The organism is Vibrio harveyi, assembly GCF_030060435.1.
In the GTDB taxonomy this organism is placed as follows: domain Bacteria; phylum Pseudomonadota; class Gammaproteobacteria; order Enterobacterales; family Vibrionaceae; genus Vibrio; species Vibrio harveyi.
Genome location: NZ_CP125875.1, coordinates 3,092,839 through 3,110,667, shown reverse-complemented (window position 1 = coordinate 3,110,667; position 17,829 = coordinate 3,092,839). Strand labels below are relative to the sequence as shown.

Here is a 17,829-nt window from a genome sequence, read left to right as displayed (position 1 = left end):
AATGATTTGCTTGGAATACTGTCATTCTAACCGATTAAGAAGACAGGGTGCGAATCAAGTTAGAGTAATCTTCTTTAATATCGTGGCTCTCTTCACGTAGCTGCTCAATCTTGCGACAAGCATGCAGTACAGTGGTGTGGTCACGACCACCAAACGCATCACCAATTTCCGGCAAGCTATGATTAGTCAGCTCTTTTGCCAGCGCCATCGCCAACTGACGAGGACGAGCAACTGAGCGAGAGCGACGCTTAGACAGCAGATCAGCCACTTTAATCTTGTAGTATTCCGCCACTGTCTTTTGAATATTGTCGATAGTAACGAGCTTCTCTTGCAGAGCAAGTAGGTCGCGCAGCGCTTCACGAACGAAATCAATCGTGATTGGGCGACCGGTGAAGTTCGCGTTAGCAATAACGCGGTTAAGTGCCCCTTCCAACTCACGAACGTTGGAACGCAGACGCTTAGCAATAAAGAATGCCACTTCATCTGCTAGGTGGATTTGGTGGTCTTCCGCTTTCTTCATCAAGATCGCTACACGAGTTTCAAGCTCTGGTGGCTCGATCGCGACGGTTAATCCCCAACCGAAACGTGATTTCAGACGATCTTCTACACCGCTGATCTCTTTTGGGTAGCGATCTGAAGTCAAAATGATCTGTTGGTTACCTTCTAGCAATGCGTTAAAGGTATGGAAGAATTCTTCTTGTGAACGCTCTTTATTGGCAAAGAATTGGATATCATCGATAAGCAACGCATCAACACTTCGGTAGTAGCGTTTGAACTCCTCAATCGCATTGTTTTGCAGTGCTTTCACCATATCTTGCACAAAACGCTCAGAGTGCATGTACACCACTTTCGCATTTGGGTTGTTATCCACAATGGCATTACCCACTGCATGCAACAAGTGCGTTTTACCCAAGCCAGTACCACCGTATAGGAACAGCGGGTTATATGCAGCACCTGGGTTATCCGAAACCTGACGAGCAGCAGCAAGACCCAATTGGTTCGACTTACCTTCAACGAAGTTATTGAACTTATGTTTTGGGTTCACATTAGAGCGGTGGTTGATGTCTGCGATCACTTGCGCGTCATCATCCCACGTTTTATGCACAGGCTTACGGGCTTGCAGCTGAGCGGGCGCTGAAGACTCTGCCGCAACATCCGCCGGTGTTCGTGTCGGTGCCGGTTTTGGTGCTGCAACTCGGCGACTGCCAACTTCAAAGCGCAAACTAGGTACATCATTACCGCAGTATTCTTGCAGTAAGCGATTAATGCTATTCAGGTACTTGTCACGAACCCAATCCAACACAAAGCGGTTAGGTGCGAACAAAGTGAGAGTATTGTCATTGAGCTCCGCTTGTAACGGACGAACCCACATACTGAATTCTGTAGCTGGTAGCTCTTCTTGAAGCTGCTGCAAACATTGCAACCAAAGCGAAGATGACACGGTGCCCCCACTGAGTATTTGAATTATCGGAAAAGACTGGCAATTTTACCTGTTGATAACCAAGATCGCCAGCAATTGATCGATGATCCAGTGAATAAGATCTAAGTTATTCACAATATTTTCGCCCAACTTAGTGAGATCAACACATCTTGCCCCAAATTTGCCCACACATTGATCCACATTTAGGCAAAATCAGTCAGATCGAGTCATTGGTGATAACTCTGTGTATGAATTTTCATTCATCGGCTTATTTCGATCGTCACTCATGCTTCTTTCGATCGTTTTTTCATCATTTATCCCTATATCTTGGCTACTATCTATACCAAATAAGATCTTATTACTCTGAGGTCTAGGTTATTGCACTTGGTTATTTCTTTAATTGAGCTAACTGACAGTAGTATTTCCAACCATAAAATTATGGAGATGTATTATGAAAAACTGGATTAAGGTTGCCGTTGCAGCCATCGCTTTATCTGCCGCCACCGTTCAAGCAGCAACTGAAGTCAAAGTTGGTATGTCTGGTCGCTACTTCCCATTCACTTTCGTGAAGCAAGATAAGCTACAAGGTTTTGAAGTGGATATGTGGGATGAGATCGGTAAGCGTAATGATTACAAGATCGAATACGTAACAGCGAACTTTTCTGGTTTGTTTGGCCTACTCGAAACAGGTCGTATTGATACCATCTCGAACCAAATCACGATGACAGATGCGCGTAAAGCAAAATACCTATTTGCTGACCCATACGTAGTAGACGGTGCGCAAATTACCGTACGTAAAGGCAACGATAGCATCCAAGGTGTCGAAGATCTCGCAGGCAAAACCGTTGCTGTTAACCTAGGCTCTAACTTTGAACAGTTGCTACGTGATTACGACAAAGATGGCAAGATCAACATTAAGACTTACGATACTGGTATTGAACACGATGTGGCACTAGGTCGTGCGGATGCTTTCATCATGGATCGTTTGTCTGCCCTAGAGCTGATTAAGAAAACGGGTCTACCGCTTCAACTGGCAGGTGAACCATTTGAAACGATTCAAAACGCTTGGCCATTCGTGGATAACGAAAAGGGTCGTAAGCTACAAGCGGAAGTGAATAAAGCACTTGCAGAAATGCGCGCAGACGGAACAGTAGAGAAGATTTCAGTGAAATGGTTTGGTGCCGACATCACGAAGTAAAACTTCTCTTCTTTTAGGACGCAGGGCTTTATCTCGCGTCCTTTTTTAACTCAATGACAAGGTGGAACTTCGTATTCCACCTTTTCTTTTCTCAAGGTAAGTCGTATGGGATTTGATTTTAATTACATGCTGGAGCTGCTACCGATACTGCTCAAGTATCTTGGCACGACCATGGAAATGGCCACATGGGGATTGGTCTTTTCTTTAATTCTATCCGTCATTTTAGCGAACATTCGCGTATTTAAGCTGCCAGTTCTCAACCAATTGAGCCAACTTTATATCAGCTTCTTCCGTGGTACTCCGCTTTTAGTACAACTGTTTCTGCTCTACTACGGCTTACCGCAAATCTTCCCATTTATGGTGGGAATCGATGCCTTTTCTGCTGCGGTAATTGGTTTAACGCTGCACTTTGCCGCTTATATGGCAGAGAGCATTCGTGCAGCCATCATTGGCATTGATCGCAGCCAAATGGAAGCAAGCTTGTCGGTCGGTATGACAACCACACAAGCGATGCGCCGTGTGATTTTACCGCAGGCAACACGTGTCGCACTGCCTTCATTGATGAACTACTTCATCGATATGATTAAGTCGACATCCCTCGCCTTCACACTTGGTGTTGCAGAAATCATGGCCAAAGCGCAGATGGAAGCTTCGTCTAGCTTCCGTTTCTTTGAAGCGTTCCTTGCTGTCGCTCTGATTTACTGGGGCGTGGTGGTTATCCTGACTCGAGTACAGATTTGGGCAGAAGCGAAATTGAATAAGGCGTACGTACGATGATCAAACTAGAAAACATTCACAAACGTTTTGGCGATACTGAAGTTCTAAAAGGCATTGATCTCGACATCAAACAAGGTGAGATCATCGTTATTATCGGCTCAAGCGGTACTGGCAAGTCGACACTTCTACGTACCGTAAACTTCTTAGAGCAAGCAGACGAAGGCCGCATTACCATCGATGACATTTCGGTCGATACACAAAAACACACCAAAGCAGAAGTGCTTGCTCTACGTCGCCGTACTGGGTTTGTCTTTCAAAACTATGCCCTATTTGCTCATATGAATGCGCGTCAGAACATCGCAGAGGGCTTGATTACTGTTCGAGGATGGAAGAAAGATGACGCGTTAAAACGTGCTCAACAGATTCTGGATGACATTGGTCTTGGGGACAAAGGTGAAAGTTATCCAGCGGCGCTCTCGGGTGGACAACAACAACGTGTGGGTATCGGTAGAGCGATGGCACTGCAACCCGAATTGCTGCTTTTTGATGAACCAACATCAGCTCTGGATCCTGAGTGGGTCGGAGAAGTTCTCTCATTAATGAAGAAGTTAGCGAATCAACACCAAACCATGCTGGTGGTAACGCACGAGATGCAATTTGCCAAAGAAGTCGCTGACAGAGTGATCTTTATGGCTGAAGGCAACATTGTTGAACAAGGTTCTCCACAAGATATCTTCGATAATCCACAAGATCCTCGTTTGAAAAAATTCCTTAACCAAGTGGGAATAGAGTAAAGATCAAGCATCAAGATCAATCGATCCTTGAGATTTGACTCACACTACGTATAATCGCCCGGTCGGAATTTCGTACTCATGAGTCATTGACACATTATGTGAGTGTGATTACAATTCCGCCTCTTTGTTGAGAGGCGTCGGTTGTTCTTCTTTAATAAAGAGCTTCTTTATATAAAGAAAGCAAAATGCCCACGCCGGGTTTAACAAGAACCTAAAACTACTGATCAGTAAAGGTAATTATCATGAAACGCACTTTTCAACCTACAGTTCTAAAGCGCAAGCGTACTCACGGCTTCCGTGCTCGCATGGCAACTAAGAACGGTCGTAAAGTTATCAACGCACGTCGTGCAAAAGGCCGTGCGCGCCTATCAAAATAATCGCTAGTTTATTTTGAACACGTACGCGTTTAATCGGGAGTTACGCTTGTTAACTCCCGAGCATTATCAAAACGTCTTCCAGCAAGCTCATCGAGCTGGCTCGCCTCATTTCACCATCATTGCTCGCAATAACAAACTTTCTCACCCACGATTAGGTTTAGCTGTTCCGAAAAAGCAAATCAAAACTGCTGTCGGTCGTAACCGTTTTAAGCGTTTGGCTCGAGAAAGCTTTCGTAACAATCAACATCAGCTTCCAAATAAAGATTTTGTTGTGATCGCGAAGAAAAGCGCGCAAGATTTAAGCAATGAGGAATTATTTAAGTTGTTTGATAAGCTATGGCATCGCCTGTCTCGCCCTTCACGTGGATAGCCATTGGGCTCGTTAATCTTTATCGCTGGTTTATCAGCCCTCTGATTGGTCCTCGCTGCCGGTTCACACCAACTTGTTCCACTTACGCGCTAGAAGCTTTGAGAGCTCACGGTTTTGTAAAAGGATGTTGGTTATCAGGCAAACGTCTATTAAAATGCCACCCTTTGAATGAAGGGGGGTATGACCCCGTTCCACCAGTCCAAAAACAAGACAGAGATAACTAACGATGGATTCTCAACGTAATATCCTGCTCATTGCTCTGGCACTGGTTTCTTTCTTGCTGTTTCAACAGTGGCAAGTAGCAAAGAACCCAGCACCTCAAGCAGTTGAACAGGCTCAATCAAGCAGTACTCTACCTGCACCATCTTTTGCTGATGAGCTAGACCCAGTTCCAGGTCAACAGCAAGCTTCTGCAAAAACTATCACAGTAACGACTGATGTTTTAACTCTGTCGATCGACACCGTTGGTGGCGATGTGGTACATGCCGACCTTAACAAATACTCTGCTGAACTTGATTCATCAGATCCATTCGTTCTGCTAAAAGACACTAAAGGTCACCAGTTCATCGCGCAAAGCGGTCTAGTGGGTCCTCAAGGTATCGACCTAAGCAGCACTAACCGTCCTCACTACAACGTAAGTGCAGACAGCTTCAAACTGGCTGACGGTCAAGACGAACTACGCGTTCCAATGACGTTCACTGCAAACGGTATCGAATACATTAAAACTTACGTACTGAAACGTGGCAGCTACGCGCTGAACGTGGAATACGATGTAGTGAACAACTCTGGTAACAACGCAACATTTGGTATGTACGCTCACTTGCGTCAAAACCTAATGGACGCTGGTGGTAGCATCACAATGCCAACTTACCGTGGCGGTGCTTACTCAACAGAAGACGTTCGTTACAAAAAATACAGCTTTGAAGACATGCAGGATCGCAACTTGTCTCTCAACCTAGCAGATGGTCAAGGTTGGGCAGCAATGATCCAACACTACTTCGCTGCAGCTTGGATCCCACGTAACGAACCAGGTACTAACCTGTACACTCGCGTGATTGGTAATCTAGGTGATATCGGCGTACGTATGCCAAACAAAACTATCGCGACGGGTGATCAAGCGAAGTTTGAAGCAACGCTTTGGGTTGGTCCTAAACTGCAAAAAGAAATGGCTGCAGTAGCACCAAACCTAGACCTAGTAGTGGACTACGGCTGGCTATGGTTCATCGCTAAACCACTTCACTCACTGCTTGCTTTCATCCAAAGCTTCGTGGGTAACTGGGGTGTAGCAATCATCTGTTTGACCTTCATCGTTCGTGGTGCAATGTACCCACTAACGAAAGCGCAATACACGTCTATGGCGAAAATGCGTATGCTACAGCCTAAGCTGCAAGCTATGCGTGAGCGCATCGGTGATGACCGTCAGCGCATGAGCCAAGAGATGATGGAACTGTATAAGAAAGAGAAAGTGAACCCTCTGGGCGGCTGTCTACCTCTTATCCTACAGATGCCTATCTTCATCGCTCTATACTGGGCACTAATGGAATCGGTTGAGCTACGTCACTCACCATTCTTTGGTTGGATTCACGACCTTTCAGCACAGGACCCTTACTACATCCTGCCGCTACTGATGGGTGCGTCAATGTTCCTAATCCAGAAGATGAGCCCAACAACAGTAACGGATCCAATGCAGCAGAAGATCATGACCTTTATGCCGGTTATGTTTACCTTCTTCTTCTTGTTCTTCCCATCAGGTCTAGTTCTATACTGGTTGGTGTCGAACATCGTTACGCTGATCCAGCAGACTTTGATTTACAAAGCGCTGGAGAAAAAAGGCTTACACACTAAGTAAACCTTTATAGAAAAGCATAAGAAAGGCGGCCAAAAGGTCGCCTTTTTGTTTTTGGCTGATTACAATTCAGCTAACTAATTGGTTCTGGCTCCCTAGGTCTGTAAAACCCTATAGCCCAGCTCAAAAGGCAAGATTATGACTACAGATACGATTGTCGCTCAGGCTACCGCACCCGGTCGTGGTGGTGTCGGCATTATTCGTGTTTCAGGCCCTAAGGCCAATCAAGTGGCACTAGAAGTCACAGGTAAAACGCTAAAGCCTCGCTACGCAGAGTATCTGCCATTCCAAGCGGAAGATGGCACCGTGCTAGACCAAGGCATTGCACTGTACTTCCCTAACCCACATTCGTTCACTGGCGAAGACGTTCTAGAACTTCAAGGTCACGGCGGTCCTGTTGTAATGGACATGCTAATTAAACGTATTCTGGGCATTGATGGTGTTCGTGCAGCCCGTCCTGGCGAATTCTCAGAACGTGCATTCTTGAATGATAAGATGGACTTAACGCAAGCTGAAGCGATCGCAGACTTGATCGATGCAAGCTCAGAAGAAGCGGCAAAATCAGCATTGCAATCGCTGCAGGGTCAGTTCTCACAACGTATTCAAACGCTGGTGGAGTCGTTGATTCACCTACGAATTTACGTTGAAGCAGCGATCGATTTCCCTGAAGAAGAAATAGACTTTCTTGCCGATGGAAAAGTATCAGCCGATCTTCAAGCCATCATCGATAACCTAGATGCTGTGCGTAAAGAAGCAAACCAAGGCGCCATCATGCGTGAAGGTATGAAAGTAGTGATTGCAGGTCGTCCTAATGCGGGTAAATCTAGCCTTCTGAATGCTCTGTCAGGCAAAGAGTCTGCAATTGTGACTGATATTGCCGGTACAACACGTGATGTACTGCGTGAACACATTCACATTGATGGTATGCCTCTACACATTATTGATACTGCCGGTCTGCGTGATGCTTCAGATGAGGTTGAGAAAATCGGTATCGAGCGAGCATGGGACGAAATAGCCCAAGCGGACCGTGTGCTCTTCATGGTAGATGGCACCACGACTGACGCCACGGATCCAAAAGACATATGGCCGGATTTCGTTGATCGCCTACCAAACAATATTGGAATGACGGTGATCCGTAACAAAGCGGATCAAACCGGTGAAGAAATGGGGATCTGCCATGTGAATGATCCAACGTTAATTCGTCTTTCGGCAAAAACAGGCGCAGGTGTGGATGCTTTACGCACCCATTTAAAAGAATGTATGGGCTTCTCAGGCAATACGGAAGGCGGCTTTATGGCTCGTCGTCGCCATCTCGATGCATTAGAACGTGCAGCTCAGCACCTACAAATAGGTCAAGAACAGCTTGAAGGCTTCATGGCTGGCGAGATTTTGGCAGAAGAACTGCGTATCACTCAGCAACACTTGAACGAGATTACCGGAGAGTTCAGTTCCGATGACCTCCTTGGACGAATCTTCTCCTCATTCTGTATCGGTAAATAGTAAAACGCGCGGTGTCAGGCATAAGCTTAACACCGCGTTTCTTTTTGTACTGACGAACAACTGCAACTTGTCGTTGGTATGACTTATAAAGGAAGACACATGATCCACATTATTACAGGCAGTACTCTCGGTGGTGCGGAATACGTTGGTGATCACCTAAGTGATCTACTCAATGAGAACGGATTGGAAACAACGATCCACAATCAACCAGAGTTGTCGTCGATCGAGAATCGAGGCACTTGGTTAGTTATCACTTCAACTCACGGTGCAGGTGAATATCCAGACAATATCCAACCTTTCATCAACGCACTGCAAAATACGCCACCAAAAATGGCGGATGTGAAGTTCGCCGTCATCGCAATTGGTGATTCAAGCTACGATACATTCTGTGCAGCAGGTCAGCATGCATATGACCTACTAGAAGATATTGGTGCAACACCTTTAGCAGATTGCTTGAAAATAGACGTGCTTAACCATGATGTACCTGAAGACGCAGCAGAAGCTTGGTTAAACGAGAACCTCGCACGTTTTTCTGCTTAATCCCCCTTTCACAGAGCCGAATTACGGCTCTGTTTTTCCTCTTTGTGAATAACTCCTATCAGCCAGCACCGTTCAACCGCTCAAAAAACACCCAAAACATCTGTGGATAAGTAAGGTAAGATCCAGTGACTTTCCTTTAGTTATCCAAATAACAACTTAGATCTTTTTTTAGCCCTGTGCATAACCATCGATTTTGATCTCAGGAAATCCTCGATCAGATCAAATCATGATCACAAGATTTGATCCAAAGAAGATCCATGATCTTGTTGATCATTTTCCAGTTATCCACAGAAACTTGCGATCCTAATAATAGATCCAATAAAAGATCATATATATAGATCTTATATATATAGTCTTAAGGTCTAAAATGTGAAAAGCGAGAAAACGATTCTCTCTCATAGATAAAAAAGGTAAAATACCGCTCTTTTTTATCTGTCCATTAAATCCTTTGAATACCTGAGGTCAGTTCATGCTTTATCACGAAAACTTTGACGTCATTGTTGTTGGTGGCGGACACGCAGGAACGGAAGCCGCGCTCGCATCTGCACGCACAGGACAAAAAACCCTTCTCCTTACCCATAACATCGATACATTAGGCCAGATGTCTTGTAATCCGGCGATTGGTGGTATCGGTAAAGGTCACTTAGTAAAAGAAGTGGATGCTATGGGCGGTCTGATGGCTGAAGCCATTGACCATGCAGGTATTCAATTCCGAACGCTAAATGCTTCCAAAGGTCCAGCGGTTCGAGCTACACGAGCTCAAGCAGACCGTGCTCTATACAAAGCATACGTACGCAACGCATTAGAAAATGCGCCAAATCTAACTCTGTTCCAGCAATCGGTCGACGATCTGATTGTGGAGCAAGATCGTGTGGTTGGCGTTGTGACACAAATGGGGCTGAAATTCCACGCGAAAGCTGTGGTATTAACGGTTGGTACTTTCCTTGGTGGTAAGATCCACATTGGTATGGAAAGTTCATCCGGTGGTCGTGCTGGTGATCCACCATCGATTGCATTGGCGGATCGATTACGTGAACTACCATTCCGAGTTGATCGATTAAAAACAGGTACGCCACCGCGTATTGATGCTCGAAGCGTTGATTTCTCAGTGCTAGAAGCGCAGCATGGTGACAACCCGACACCTGTATTTTCATTTATGGGGAAACGAGAGCACCATCCACGTCAGATCCCATGTTTTATCACTCACACCAATGAGCAAACTCATGAAGTGATCCGTAATAACCTTGATCGTAGCCCAATGTACGCTGGTGTGATCGAAGGTATCGGTCCACGCTACTGTCCGTCTATCGAAGACAAAGTGATGCGCTTTGCGGATAAAAACAGTCACCAAATCTTTATTGAGCCAGAAGGTTTAACGACGCACGAGTTATACCCTAATGGTATTTCCACCAGTTTGCCGTTTGACGTTCAAGTTCAAATCGTTCGCTCAATGAAAGGGTTTGAAAACGCACACATTGTTCGTCCTGGTTATGCGATTGAATACGATTTCTTCGACCCTCGTGATTTGAAGCAAACGTACGAAACCAAATTCATCAATGGTTTGTTCTTCGCGGGGCAAATCAACGGTACAACAGGTTATGAAGAAGCCGCTGCACAGGGTTTAATGGCTGGTCTTAATGCAAGTTTGCACAGTCAAGGCAAAGAAGGCTGGAGCCCTCGTCGTGACCAAGCTTACATGGGGGTTCTAATTGACGATCTGTCGACCATGGGTACCAAAGAACCGTACCGAATGTTCACGTCTCGAGCGGAATACCGTTTGTTGCTACGTGAAGATAACGCCGATTTGCGTTTGACAGAAAAAGCACGTGAACTTGGTTTGATTGATGATGTTCGTTGGGCACGTTTCAACGAAAAAATCGACAACATGGAAACTGAGCGCCAACGCTTAAAGTCGACCTGGATGAATCCAAATTCAATTGGTATCGATGAATTAAACAAGCTGCTGAAAACGCCAATGGCGCGTGAAGCAAGTGGTGAGGATCTTCTTCGTCGCCCAGAGATCTCATACTCACAATTGACCGAGCTCGAAGCTTTTGCTCCGGCATTGGAAGATCAACAAGCTGCTGAGCAAGTTGAAATTCAGGTTAAGTACGATGGTTACATCAAGCGTCAACAAGAAGAGATCGAAAAATCACTGCGCCATGAGCACACTAAGTTGCCAGCTGATTTGGATTACAAAGACGTGAAAGGTCTTTCCAATGAAGTCGTTGCAAAGCTGACAGAAGCGAAACCAGAAAGCATTGGTATTGCATCTCGCATCTCGGGCATTACCCCTGCGGCGATTTCTATTTTGCTTGTTCACCTGAAGAAGCACGGTTTGCTGAAGAAAGGTGAGGAAGAATAATGAGCGCTTTACGTACCAGATTAGACGAGCTGATCGCACAAACCGATTTAGACGTGTCTGAAAAGCAACGCGAGCAGTTAGTCGGTTACGTCGAATTGCTCGACAAGTGGAACAAAGCTTACAACTTGACGTCGGTCCGTGATCCGCTTGAGATGTTAGTGAAACATATCCTTGATAGCATCATCGTTAGCACTCACTTACCGGGTGAGCGCTTTATCGATGTTGGCACAGGACCTGGTTTACCTGGCATTCCACTCGCAATCATGAACCCTGAGAAGACGTTCTTCTTGCTCGATAGCCTTGGTAAGCGCATTCGTTTTCTCAAGCAAGTTGTGCACGCACTTGGGTTGAAAAATGTGACACCAATTCAAAGTCGCGTTGAAGAATTCCAGCCAGAAGAAAAATTTGATGGCGTTTTGAGTCGAGCTTTTGCTTCAATGACGGACATGGTGGAATGGTGTCATCATTTGCCTAAACAAGATTCAGGGGTGTTTCTTGCGTTGAAAGGACAACACCCTAAAGATGAAATAGATCAGCTTCCTGAATGGTGTAGTGTGACGGAGATCATATCTTTAGCTGTTCCTGAGTTGGAAGGTGATCGTCATCTAGTAATCTTATCGCGCAAGGAAAATTAGCGAGGTAATCGTGGGTAAAATTGTAGCAATCGCCAACCAGAAAGGTGGGGTCGGCAAAACAACAACGTGCATTAACTTAGCAGCTTCGATGGCGGCAACAAAGCGCAAAGTTTTGGTGATCGATCTCGACCCTCAAGGCAATGCTACTATGGCTAGTGGTGTCGACAAGTACATGGTTGACGCGACAGCGTATGATCTTTTGGTTGAAGATACCCCTTTTGATCAAGTGGTTTGCACACAAACCACTGGGAAATACGATCTGATTGCAGCGAACGGTGACGTGACTGCTGCAGAAATCAAATTGATGGAAGTATTCGCGCGTGAGGTTCGTCTCAAAAACGCCCTTGCGCCAGTTCGCGATAACTATGATTTCATCTTTATTGATTGTCCTCCTTCTCTAAACCTTCTTACAATCAACGCAATGGCCGCAGCCGACTCTGTGCTGGTGCCGATGCAATGTGAATACTTTGCGTTAGAAGGTTTAACTGCTCTTATGGATACAATCAGCAAGTTAGCGGCCGTGGTTAATGAGAACCTCAAAATTGAAGGTTTACTGCGTACCATGTACGACCCACGTAACCGCCTATCTAATGAAGTATCCGATCAACTTAAAAAACACTTTGGTAGTAAAGTTTACCGTACTGTGATCCCACGTAATGTGCGTTTGGCCGAAGCGCCGAGCCACGGTAAACCAGCTATGTACTATGACAAGTACTCAGCTGGCGCCAAAGCGTATCTTGCTTTAGCGGGCGAAATGCTCCGCCGCGAAGAAATCCCAGTTTAACTCTAACCTAAGGAATTCCTCCTATGTCTAAGCGTGGTCTAGGAAAAGGACTGGATGCGTTGTTGTCGACCAGTTCGTTAGCTCGTGAAAAACAGCACATTGCATCGCAAAGCCAAGCGTTGTCGGCTGATGGCGAGTTGACTGATTTGGCTATTGGTCAATTGCAGCCGGGTGTTTACCAACCGCGTAAAGATATGGCTCCAGAAGCGCTAGAAGAACTAGCCGCTTCGATTCAATCGCAAGGCATTATTCAGCCAATCGTGGTTCGCCAAGTGGCAAGCGGTCAGTTTGAAATCATCGCAGGTGAGCGTCGTTGGCGTGCGGCAAAGCAAGCCGGTCTAAAACGTGTACCTTGTTTGGTGAAAAAGGTCGAAGACCGTGCTGCGATAGCGATGGCGTTGATTGAAAACATTCAGCGCGAAGATTTGAACGTGATTGAAGAAGCGCAAGCGCTTGAACGTCTACAAGATGAATTCACGTTGACACATCAGCAAGTGGCCGATGTGATCGGAAAATCGAGAACGACCGTGAGTAACCTATTACGTCTAAATCAGTTGGAAATTGATGTAAAAGGTCTGGTTGCAGATAAAAAATTGGAAATGGGTCATGCTCGAGCTCTGTTAGCGTTAGAAGGCGAACAGCAGGTCGAAGTGGCGCAACAAGTAGCTAAGAAGCAAATGACTGTTCGCCAAACCGAACAGTTAGTAAAAAAGTGCTTAGCCCCACAGAATGAGCAAAAAGCTCAACAAGAAGATATCGAAGCAGAGCAAATGTCGCATAAATTGAGTCAACTGCTTGATGCTAAGGTTTCTTTGGTCCGTTCTGCAAACGGCAAAGCGAAAGTGACGATAAGTCTTGATGAGCCTCACAAATTGGATCAACTGATTGCCAAGCTAGAGGCCTAGATGAGATAATTGATTTAGGTCAATTAATCAAAATAATCGAATTTTGTGTGAAAGTTGTCGGATTGTAAACAAAACTGTAAGTTTTTGATGCAATATAATTGCATTCAATTGTTCTCACCGTATAATTTTCGCCAATTTCCCTGCACAGAGAGTTTAGTGCAAAGTGGATATTACTAGAGGTACGAATACATGGTAGCTGCGTTAGCTAGACCAGGACGAGAGCTCGCAAAGCAATTGTTAATGATCCAGTCTGGCGCGGTTATTTTTGTGGCTGCAGGAATGGCGATAGCCGTGAATCCTGAATGGGGAATTTCAGCGCTGGTTGGTGGGGGCATTTTTGTTGTTGCCAATGCTGTCTTTGCGTTATGTGCTTTTATGTTTAGTGGGGCTCGCGCTGCCAAGCGTATCGCGGCTTCTTTCTATACAGGCGAAGTTCTGAAAATCCTCATCACGGTTGTGTTGTTCTACGTAGCCTACATGTATATGCAGGTGGAACTTGTTCCCCTCAAACTAACCTATTTGCTGGTACTAGGTATTAATATCTGTGCACCAGTGCTATTCATTAACAACAAAAAATAGGATGAGTTATGGCTGCGCCAGGTGAAGCGCTAACATCGTCCGGTTACATTGCCCACCACCTTACTAACCTATCTCTTTACAAGTTAGGTCTAGTAGCGGAGGAGACAAGTTTCTGGAACGTACATATCGATAGCCTGTTTTTTTCTTGGTTTACTGGTTTAATCTTCCTCGGAATTTTTTACAAAGTAGCGAAGAGAACAACAGCGGGTGTACCGGGTAAGCTTCAGTGTGCTGTAGAAATGATCGTTGAATTTGTCGCGGAAAACGTCAAAGACACGTTCCATGGACGCAACCCACTGATCGCGCCTTTAGCACTGACTATCTTTTGTTGGGTATTTTTGATGAACGTGATGGACTTAGTTCCTATCGACTTCTTACCGTACCCAGCAGAGCATTGGCTAGGTATCCCTTATCTTAAGGTTGTACCGTCTGCTGATGTGAATATCACCATGGCTATGGCTCTAGGCGTTTTCGCATTGATGATCTACTACAGCATCAAAGTGAAAGGTCTAGGTGGATTCGCAAAAGAACTTGCACTACATCCATTCAATCACCCACTGATGATTCCGTTTAACCTACTGATTGAAGTGGTATCGCTACTAGCGAAGCCTCTATCACTTGGTATGCGTCTATTCGGTAACATGTTCGCGGGTGAGGTTGTATTCATTCTTTGTGCGGCAATGCTACCATGGTACTTGCAATGGATGGGTTCACTACCGTGGGCAATCTTCCATATCTTGGTTATTACGATTCAAGCCTTCGTATTCATGATGTTGACAATTGTTTACCTGTCAATGGCACACGAAGACTCTGATCATTAATTTTTTAAGCTTTTTATTTGGGCACTAAGCCAACAACTATAAATTGGAGATAGTAATGGAAACTTTACTGAGCTTTTCTGCAATCGCCGTAGGTATTATCGTCGGTCTTGCTTCTCTTGGTACAGCGATTGGTTTCGCACTACTAGGTGGTAAATTCCTAGAAGGTGCAGCACGTCAACCAGAAATGGCTCCTATGCTACAAGTTAAGATGTTCATCATCGCAGGTCTACTTGATGCGGTTCCAATGATCGGTATCGTAATCGCGCTACTATTCACATTCGCAAACCCATTCGTTGGTCAACTAGGTTAATCACCTTTAACTCGGGACGAGCTCAGGCTTGTCACTGATTAACACTAAGTCCAAATAGAGGGGTAGCTGTTGTGAACATAAACGCAACTCTGCTAGGTCAAGCAATCTCGTTCGCACTATTTGTGTGGTTCTGCATGAAGTATGTATGGCCACCATTGATGCAAGCGATCGAAGAGCGTCAGAAGAAAATTGCTGATGGTCTTCAAGCAGCGGAACGTGCTGCAAAAGACTTGGATCTAGCACAAGCCAACGCTTCTGATCAGATGAAAGAAGCGAAGCGCACAGCAACTGAGATCATCGACCAAGCGAACAAGCGTAAGTCTCAAATTATTGATGAAGCTCGCGAGGAAGCTCAGGCAGAACGCCAGAAAATCCTAGCGCAAGCGGAAGCAGAACTTGAAGCTGAACGTAATCGTGCACGCGATGAGCTGCGCAAACAAGTTGCTACTCTGGCTGTAGCTGGTGCTGAGAAAATCCTTGAGCGTACTATCGATAAAGACGCTCAGAAAGATATTCTCGACAACATTACTGCAAAACTTTAAGTCTGGGGGCGCATATGTCTGATTTGACTACAATCGCACGCCCCTATGCTAAAGCAGCCTTCGACTTTGCTGTAGACAAAGATCAGCTAGACCAATGGGGTCAAATGCTATCTTTTGCTGCTGAAGTTGCCAAAAACGAACAAATGAATGAACTTCTAACGGGTTCTGTTTCTGCTGACAAAATGGCAGAAATCTTTGTTGCAGTTTGTGGCGAACAAGTTGATGCGCACGGTCAAAACCTGATTAAGGTAATGGCTGAGAATGGCCGTCTGACGGCCCTTCCTGATGTTTGTGAACAATTCTTCCTATTGAAGAAAGAGCATGAGAAAGAAATCGATGTTGAAGTAATTTCAGCAAGCGAACTTTCTGATGAACAACTTGCAAACATTGGCAGCAAACTTGAAGTGCGTCTTGAACGCAAAGTGAAGCTGAATTGCAGTGTAGATGAGACCCTACTTGGTGGGGTTATTATTCGAGCCGGAGACCTAGTCATCGATGACTCAGCGCGTGGTCGTTTGAACCGCCTGAGCGATGCATTGCAGTCTTAATGGGGATTGGAGCATGCAACTTAATTCCACGGAAATTAGCGATCTGATCAAACAACGTATCGAATCTTTCGAAGTTGTTAGTGAAGCTCGCAACGAGGGTACTATCGTATCGGTAAGCGATGGTATCATCCGCATCCACGGCCTAGCGGACGTGATGCAAGGTGAAATGATTGAATTACCGGGTGGCCGTTATGCACTAGCACTTAACCTTGAGCGTGACTCGGTTGGTGCGGTAGTAATGGGCCCATATGCTGACCTTAAGGAAGGCATGAAAGTTACAGGTACTGGTCGCATTCTTGAAGTGCCAGTTGGTCCAGAACTTCTAGGTCGCGTAGTGAACACACTAGGTGAGCCTATCGATGGTAAAGGTCCAATCGAAGCTAAATTGACTTCGCCTGTAGAAGTAATCGCACCAGGTGTAATCGACCGTAAATCGGTAGACCAACCTGTGCAAACTGGTTACAAATCAGTTGACTCAATGATCCCAATCGGTCGTGGTCAGCGTGAGCTTGTAATCGGTGACCGTCAGACTGGTAAAACAGCAATGGCGATCGACGCGATTATCAACCAGAAAGACTCTGGTATTTTCTCAATCTACGTAGCAATCGGTCAGAAAGCATCGACTATCGCTAACGTAGTTCGCAAACTAGAAGAGCACGGCGCGCTAGCTAACACTATCGTTGTTGTTGCATCTGCTTCTGAATCTGCAGCGCTACAATATCTAGCGCCATACGCAGGTTGTGCGATGGGTGAATACTTCCGTGATCGCGGTGAAGACGCACTGATTGTTTACGATGATCTATCTAAGCAAGCGGTAGCTTACCGTCAGATCTCTCTACTACTAAAACGTCCACCAGGCCGTGAGGCATTCCCAGGTGATGTATTCTACCTACACTCGCGTCTACTAGAGCGTGCAGCTCGTGTAAACGAAGAGTACGTAGAGCGTTTCACTAACGGTGAAGTGAAAGGTAAGACTGGTTCTCTAACTGCTCTTCCTATCATTGAAACTCAAGCTGGTGACGTTTCAGCATTCGTACCGACTAACGTAATCTCGATTACCGATGGTCAGATCTTCCTACAAACTGAGCTATTCAACGCAGGTGTACGTCCAGCGGTTGACCCAGGTATCTCAGTATCTCGTGTAGGTGGTTCAGCTCAGACGAAAATCATCAAGAAGCTATCAGGCGGTATCCGTACTGCACTAGCTCAGTACCGTGAACTAGCGGCATTCGCGCAGTTCTCGTCTGACCTTGATGAAGCGACGAAGAAACAGCTAGACCACGGTCAAAAAGTTACAGAACTAATGAAGCAAAAGCAGTACGCTCCAATGTCTGTATTTGACCAAGCACTAGTAATCTTCGCGGCAGAGCGCGGCTATTTAGCAGATGTTGAACTAAGCAAACTGCTAGATTTCGAAGCGGCTCTACTATCGTACGCTCGCGGTCAATACGCTGAATTCGCAGCTGAGATCGACAAGACGGGTGCATACAACGATGAAGTTGAAGCTCAGTTGAAGAAACTGACTGACGACTTCGTAGCAACCCAAACTTGGTAATTAGGTCGGTGGCAGTTTCTGCC

20 protein-coding genes are annotated in these 17,829 nt (G+C 45.6%); 19 read left to right on the top strand and 1 reads right to left on the bottom strand.

Annotated features, from left to right (window positions below; translation table 11 throughout):
• Positions 1 to 34 precede the first annotated feature (34 nt).
• Positions 35 to 1,441 carry a chromosomal replication initiator protein DnaA gene (gene dnaA, locus QMY49_RS14720; protein ID WP_005451061.1) on the bottom strand — a complete coding sequence of 469 codons (1,407 nt, stop codon included), beginning with the start codon at positions 1,439 to 1,441 and terminating at the stop codon, positions 35 to 37.
• A gap of 430 nt (positions 1,442 to 1,871) precedes the next feature.
• Between dnaA and QMY49_RS14715 the strand changes: the two genes are divergently transcribed.
• The 19 genes from QMY49_RS14715 (at position 1,872) to atpA (ending at position 17,806) form a co-directional block, all read left to right on the top strand.
• Positions 1,872 to 2,618, top strand: coding sequence for an amino acid ABC transporter substrate-binding protein (locus tag QMY49_RS14715; protein WP_005451059.1), 747 nt, complete (start codon positions 1,872 to 1,874; stop codon positions 2,616 to 2,618).
• Between the two features lie 105 nt (positions 2,619 to 2,723).
• Positions 2,724 to 3,395, top strand: a complete 672-nt coding sequence (locus QMY49_RS14710; RefSeq protein ID WP_114320678.1) for an amino acid ABC transporter permease — start codon at positions 2,724 to 2,726, stop codon at positions 3,393 to 3,395.
• Positions 3,392 to 4,129 (top strand): amino acid ABC transporter ATP-binding protein, encoded by a 738-nt coding sequence (locus QMY49_RS14705; RefSeq protein WP_005451048.1) that lies wholly within the window; start codon positions 3,392 to 3,394, stop codon positions 4,127 to 4,129. The genes QMY49_RS14710 and QMY49_RS14705 overlap by 4 nt, the downstream gene beginning before the upstream one ends.
• Before the next feature lie 242 nt (positions 4,130 to 4,371).
• Positions 4,372 to 4,506, top strand: a complete 135-nt coding sequence (gene rpmH, locus QMY49_RS14700; protein ID WP_005378825.1) for a 50S ribosomal protein L34 — start codon at positions 4,372 to 4,374, stop codon at positions 4,504 to 4,506.
• Between the two features lie 46 nt (positions 4,507 to 4,552).
• Positions 4,553 to 4,876 carry a ribonuclease P protein component gene (gene rnpA, locus QMY49_RS14695; protein ID WP_009699098.1) on the top strand — a complete coding sequence of 108 codons (324 nt, stop codon included), beginning with the start codon at positions 4,553 to 4,555 and terminating at the stop codon, positions 4,874 to 4,876.
• Positions 4,843 to 5,100, top strand: a complete 258-nt coding sequence (gene yidD / locus QMY49_RS14690; protein ID WP_005451046.1) for a membrane protein insertion efficiency factor YidD — start codon at positions 4,843 to 4,845, stop codon at positions 5,098 to 5,100. The genes rnpA and yidD overlap by 34 nt, the downstream gene beginning before the upstream one ends.
• Before the next feature lie 2 nt (positions 5,101 to 5,102).
• The gene (gene yidC, locus QMY49_RS14685) at positions 5,103 to 6,725 is read left to right on the top strand and encodes a membrane protein insertase YidC (protein ID WP_005451045.1); all 1,623 of its coding nucleotides are present in this window, start codon (positions 5,103 to 5,105) and stop codon (positions 6,723 to 6,725) included.
• 135 nt (positions 6,726 to 6,860) lie between these two features.
• Positions 6,861 to 8,222 (top strand): tRNA uridine-5-carboxymethylaminomethyl(34) synthesis GTPase MnmE, encoded by a 1,362-nt coding sequence (mnmE, locus tag QMY49_RS14680; protein ID WP_005451044.1) that lies wholly within the window; start codon positions 6,861 to 6,863, stop codon positions 8,220 to 8,222.
• 99 nt (positions 8,223 to 8,321) lie between these two features.
• The gene (gene mioC / locus QMY49_RS14675) at positions 8,322 to 8,762 is read left to right on the top strand and encodes an FMN-binding protein MioC (RefSeq protein ID WP_005451042.1); all 441 of its coding nucleotides are present in this window, start codon (positions 8,322 to 8,324) and stop codon (positions 8,760 to 8,762) included.
• A gap of 469 nt (positions 8,763 to 9,231) precedes the next feature.
• On the top strand, positions 9,232 to 11,127 hold the full coding sequence (gene mnmG, locus QMY49_RS14670; protein ID WP_005451040.1) for a tRNA uridine-5-carboxymethylaminomethyl(34) synthesis enzyme MnmG: 1,896 nt from the start codon (positions 9,232 to 9,234) through the stop codon (positions 11,125 to 11,127).
• Positions 11,127 to 11,762 carry a 16S rRNA (guanine(527)-N(7))-methyltransferase RsmG gene (rsmG, locus tag QMY49_RS14665; RefSeq protein WP_283312160.1) on the top strand — a complete coding sequence of 212 codons (636 nt, stop codon included), beginning with the start codon at positions 11,127 to 11,129 and terminating at the stop codon, positions 11,760 to 11,762. The genes mnmG and rsmG overlap by 1 nt, the downstream gene beginning before the upstream one ends.
• A 10-nt stretch (positions 11,763 to 11,772) precedes the next feature.
• The gene (locus QMY49_RS14660) at positions 11,773 to 12,546 is read left to right on the top strand and encodes a ParA family protein (RefSeq protein WP_005451036.1); all 774 of its coding nucleotides are present in this window, start codon (positions 11,773 to 11,775) and stop codon (positions 12,544 to 12,546) included.
• Between the two features lie 23 nt (positions 12,547 to 12,569).
• The gene (locus QMY49_RS14655) at positions 12,570 to 13,451 is read left to right on the top strand and encodes a ParB/RepB/Spo0J family partition protein (RefSeq protein WP_009699096.1); all 882 of its coding nucleotides are present in this window, start codon (positions 12,570 to 12,572) and stop codon (positions 13,449 to 13,451) included.
• A gap of 189 nt (positions 13,452 to 13,640) precedes the next feature.
• Positions 13,641 to 14,030 (top strand): F0F1 ATP synthase subunit I, encoded by a 390-nt coding sequence (locus tag QMY49_RS14650; RefSeq protein ID WP_005440813.1) that lies wholly within the window; start codon positions 13,641 to 13,643, stop codon positions 14,028 to 14,030.
• An 8-nt stretch (positions 14,031 to 14,038) separates the two neighbouring features.
• Positions 14,039 to 14,851 carry a F0F1 ATP synthase subunit A gene (gene atpB / locus QMY49_RS14645; protein WP_005451034.1) on the top strand — a complete coding sequence of 271 codons (813 nt, stop codon included), beginning with the start codon at positions 14,039 to 14,041 and terminating at the stop codon, positions 14,849 to 14,851.
• 55 nt (positions 14,852 to 14,906) lie between these two features.
• A complete protein-coding gene (gene atpE / locus QMY49_RS14640) occupies positions 14,907 to 15,161 on the top strand; it encodes a F0F1 ATP synthase subunit C (protein WP_002540812.1) in 255 nt (84 codons plus the stop codon).
• A gap of 71 nt (positions 15,162 to 15,232) precedes the next feature.
• A complete protein-coding gene (gene atpF / locus QMY49_RS14635; RefSeq protein WP_005451032.1) occupies positions 15,233 to 15,703 on the top strand; it encodes a F0F1 ATP synthase subunit B in 471 nt (156 codons plus the stop codon).
• A 14-nt stretch (positions 15,704 to 15,717) separates the two neighbouring features.
• Positions 15,718 to 16,251 (top strand): F0F1 ATP synthase subunit delta, encoded by a 534-nt coding sequence (gene atpH, locus QMY49_RS14630; protein ID WP_017191014.1) that lies wholly within the window; start codon positions 15,718 to 15,720, stop codon positions 16,249 to 16,251.
• Between the two features lie 13 nt (positions 16,252 to 16,264).
• A complete protein-coding gene (gene atpA / locus QMY49_RS14625; protein ID WP_005451027.1) occupies positions 16,265 to 17,806 on the top strand; it encodes a F0F1 ATP synthase subunit alpha in 1,542 nt (513 codons plus the stop codon).
• The last annotated feature ends 23 nt before the right edge of the window (positions 17,807 to 17,829 follow it).

What these genes read in the sequence shown, in the direction of transcription:
- QMY49_RS14715 (WP_005451059.1), top strand. Translation starts at nt 1,872, where the DNA reads ATGAAAAACTGGATTAAGGTTGCCGTTGCAGCCATCGCTTTATCTGCC.
- QMY49_RS14710 (WP_114320678.1), top strand. Translation starts at nt 2,724, where the DNA reads ATGGGATTTGATTTTAATTACATGCTGGAGCTGCTACCGATACTGCTC.
- QMY49_RS14705 (WP_005451048.1), top strand. Translation starts at nt 3,392, where the DNA reads ATGATCAAACTAGAAAACATTCACAAACGTTTTGGCGATACTGAAGTT.
- rpmH (WP_005378825.1), top strand. Translation starts at nt 4,372, where the DNA reads ATGAAACGCACTTTTCAACCTACAGTTCTAAAGCGCAAGCGTACTCAC.
- yidD (WP_005451046.1), top strand. Translation starts at nt 4,843, where the DNA reads ATGGCATCGCCTGTCTCGCCCTTCACGTGGATAGCCATTGGGCTCGTT.
- yidC (WP_005451045.1), top strand. Translation starts at nt 5,103, where the DNA reads ATGGATTCTCAACGTAATATCCTGCTCATTGCTCTGGCACTGGTTTCT.
- mnmE (WP_005451044.1), top strand. Translation starts at nt 6,861, where the DNA reads ATGACTACAGATACGATTGTCGCTCAGGCTACCGCACCCGGTCGTGGT.
- mioC (WP_005451042.1), top strand. Translation starts at nt 8,322, where the DNA reads ATGATCCACATTATTACAGGCAGTACTCTCGGTGGTGCGGAATACGTT.
- mnmG (WP_005451040.1), top strand. Translation starts at nt 9,232, where the DNA reads ATGCTTTATCACGAAAACTTTGACGTCATTGTTGTTGGTGGCGGACAC.
- rsmG (WP_283312160.1), top strand. Translation starts at nt 11,127, where the DNA reads ATGAGCGCTTTACGTACCAGATTAGACGAGCTGATCGCACAAACCGAT.
- QMY49_RS14655 (WP_009699096.1), top strand. Translation starts at nt 12,570, where the DNA reads ATGTCTAAGCGTGGTCTAGGAAAAGGACTGGATGCGTTGTTGTCGACC.
- QMY49_RS14650 (WP_005440813.1), top strand. Translation starts at nt 13,641, where the DNA reads ATGGTAGCTGCGTTAGCTAGACCAGGACGAGAGCTCGCAAAGCAATTG.
- atpB (WP_005451034.1), top strand. Translation starts at nt 14,039, where the DNA reads ATGGCTGCGCCAGGTGAAGCGCTAACATCGTCCGGTTACATTGCCCAC.
- atpE (WP_002540812.1), top strand. Translation starts at nt 14,907, where the DNA reads ATGGAAACTTTACTGAGCTTTTCTGCAATCGCCGTAGGTATTATCGTC.
- atpH (WP_017191014.1), top strand. Translation starts at nt 15,718, where the DNA reads ATGTCTGATTTGACTACAATCGCACGCCCCTATGCTAAAGCAGCCTTC.
- atpA (WP_005451027.1), top strand. Translation starts at nt 16,265, where the DNA reads ATGCAACTTAATTCCACGGAAATTAGCGATCTGATCAAACAACGTATC.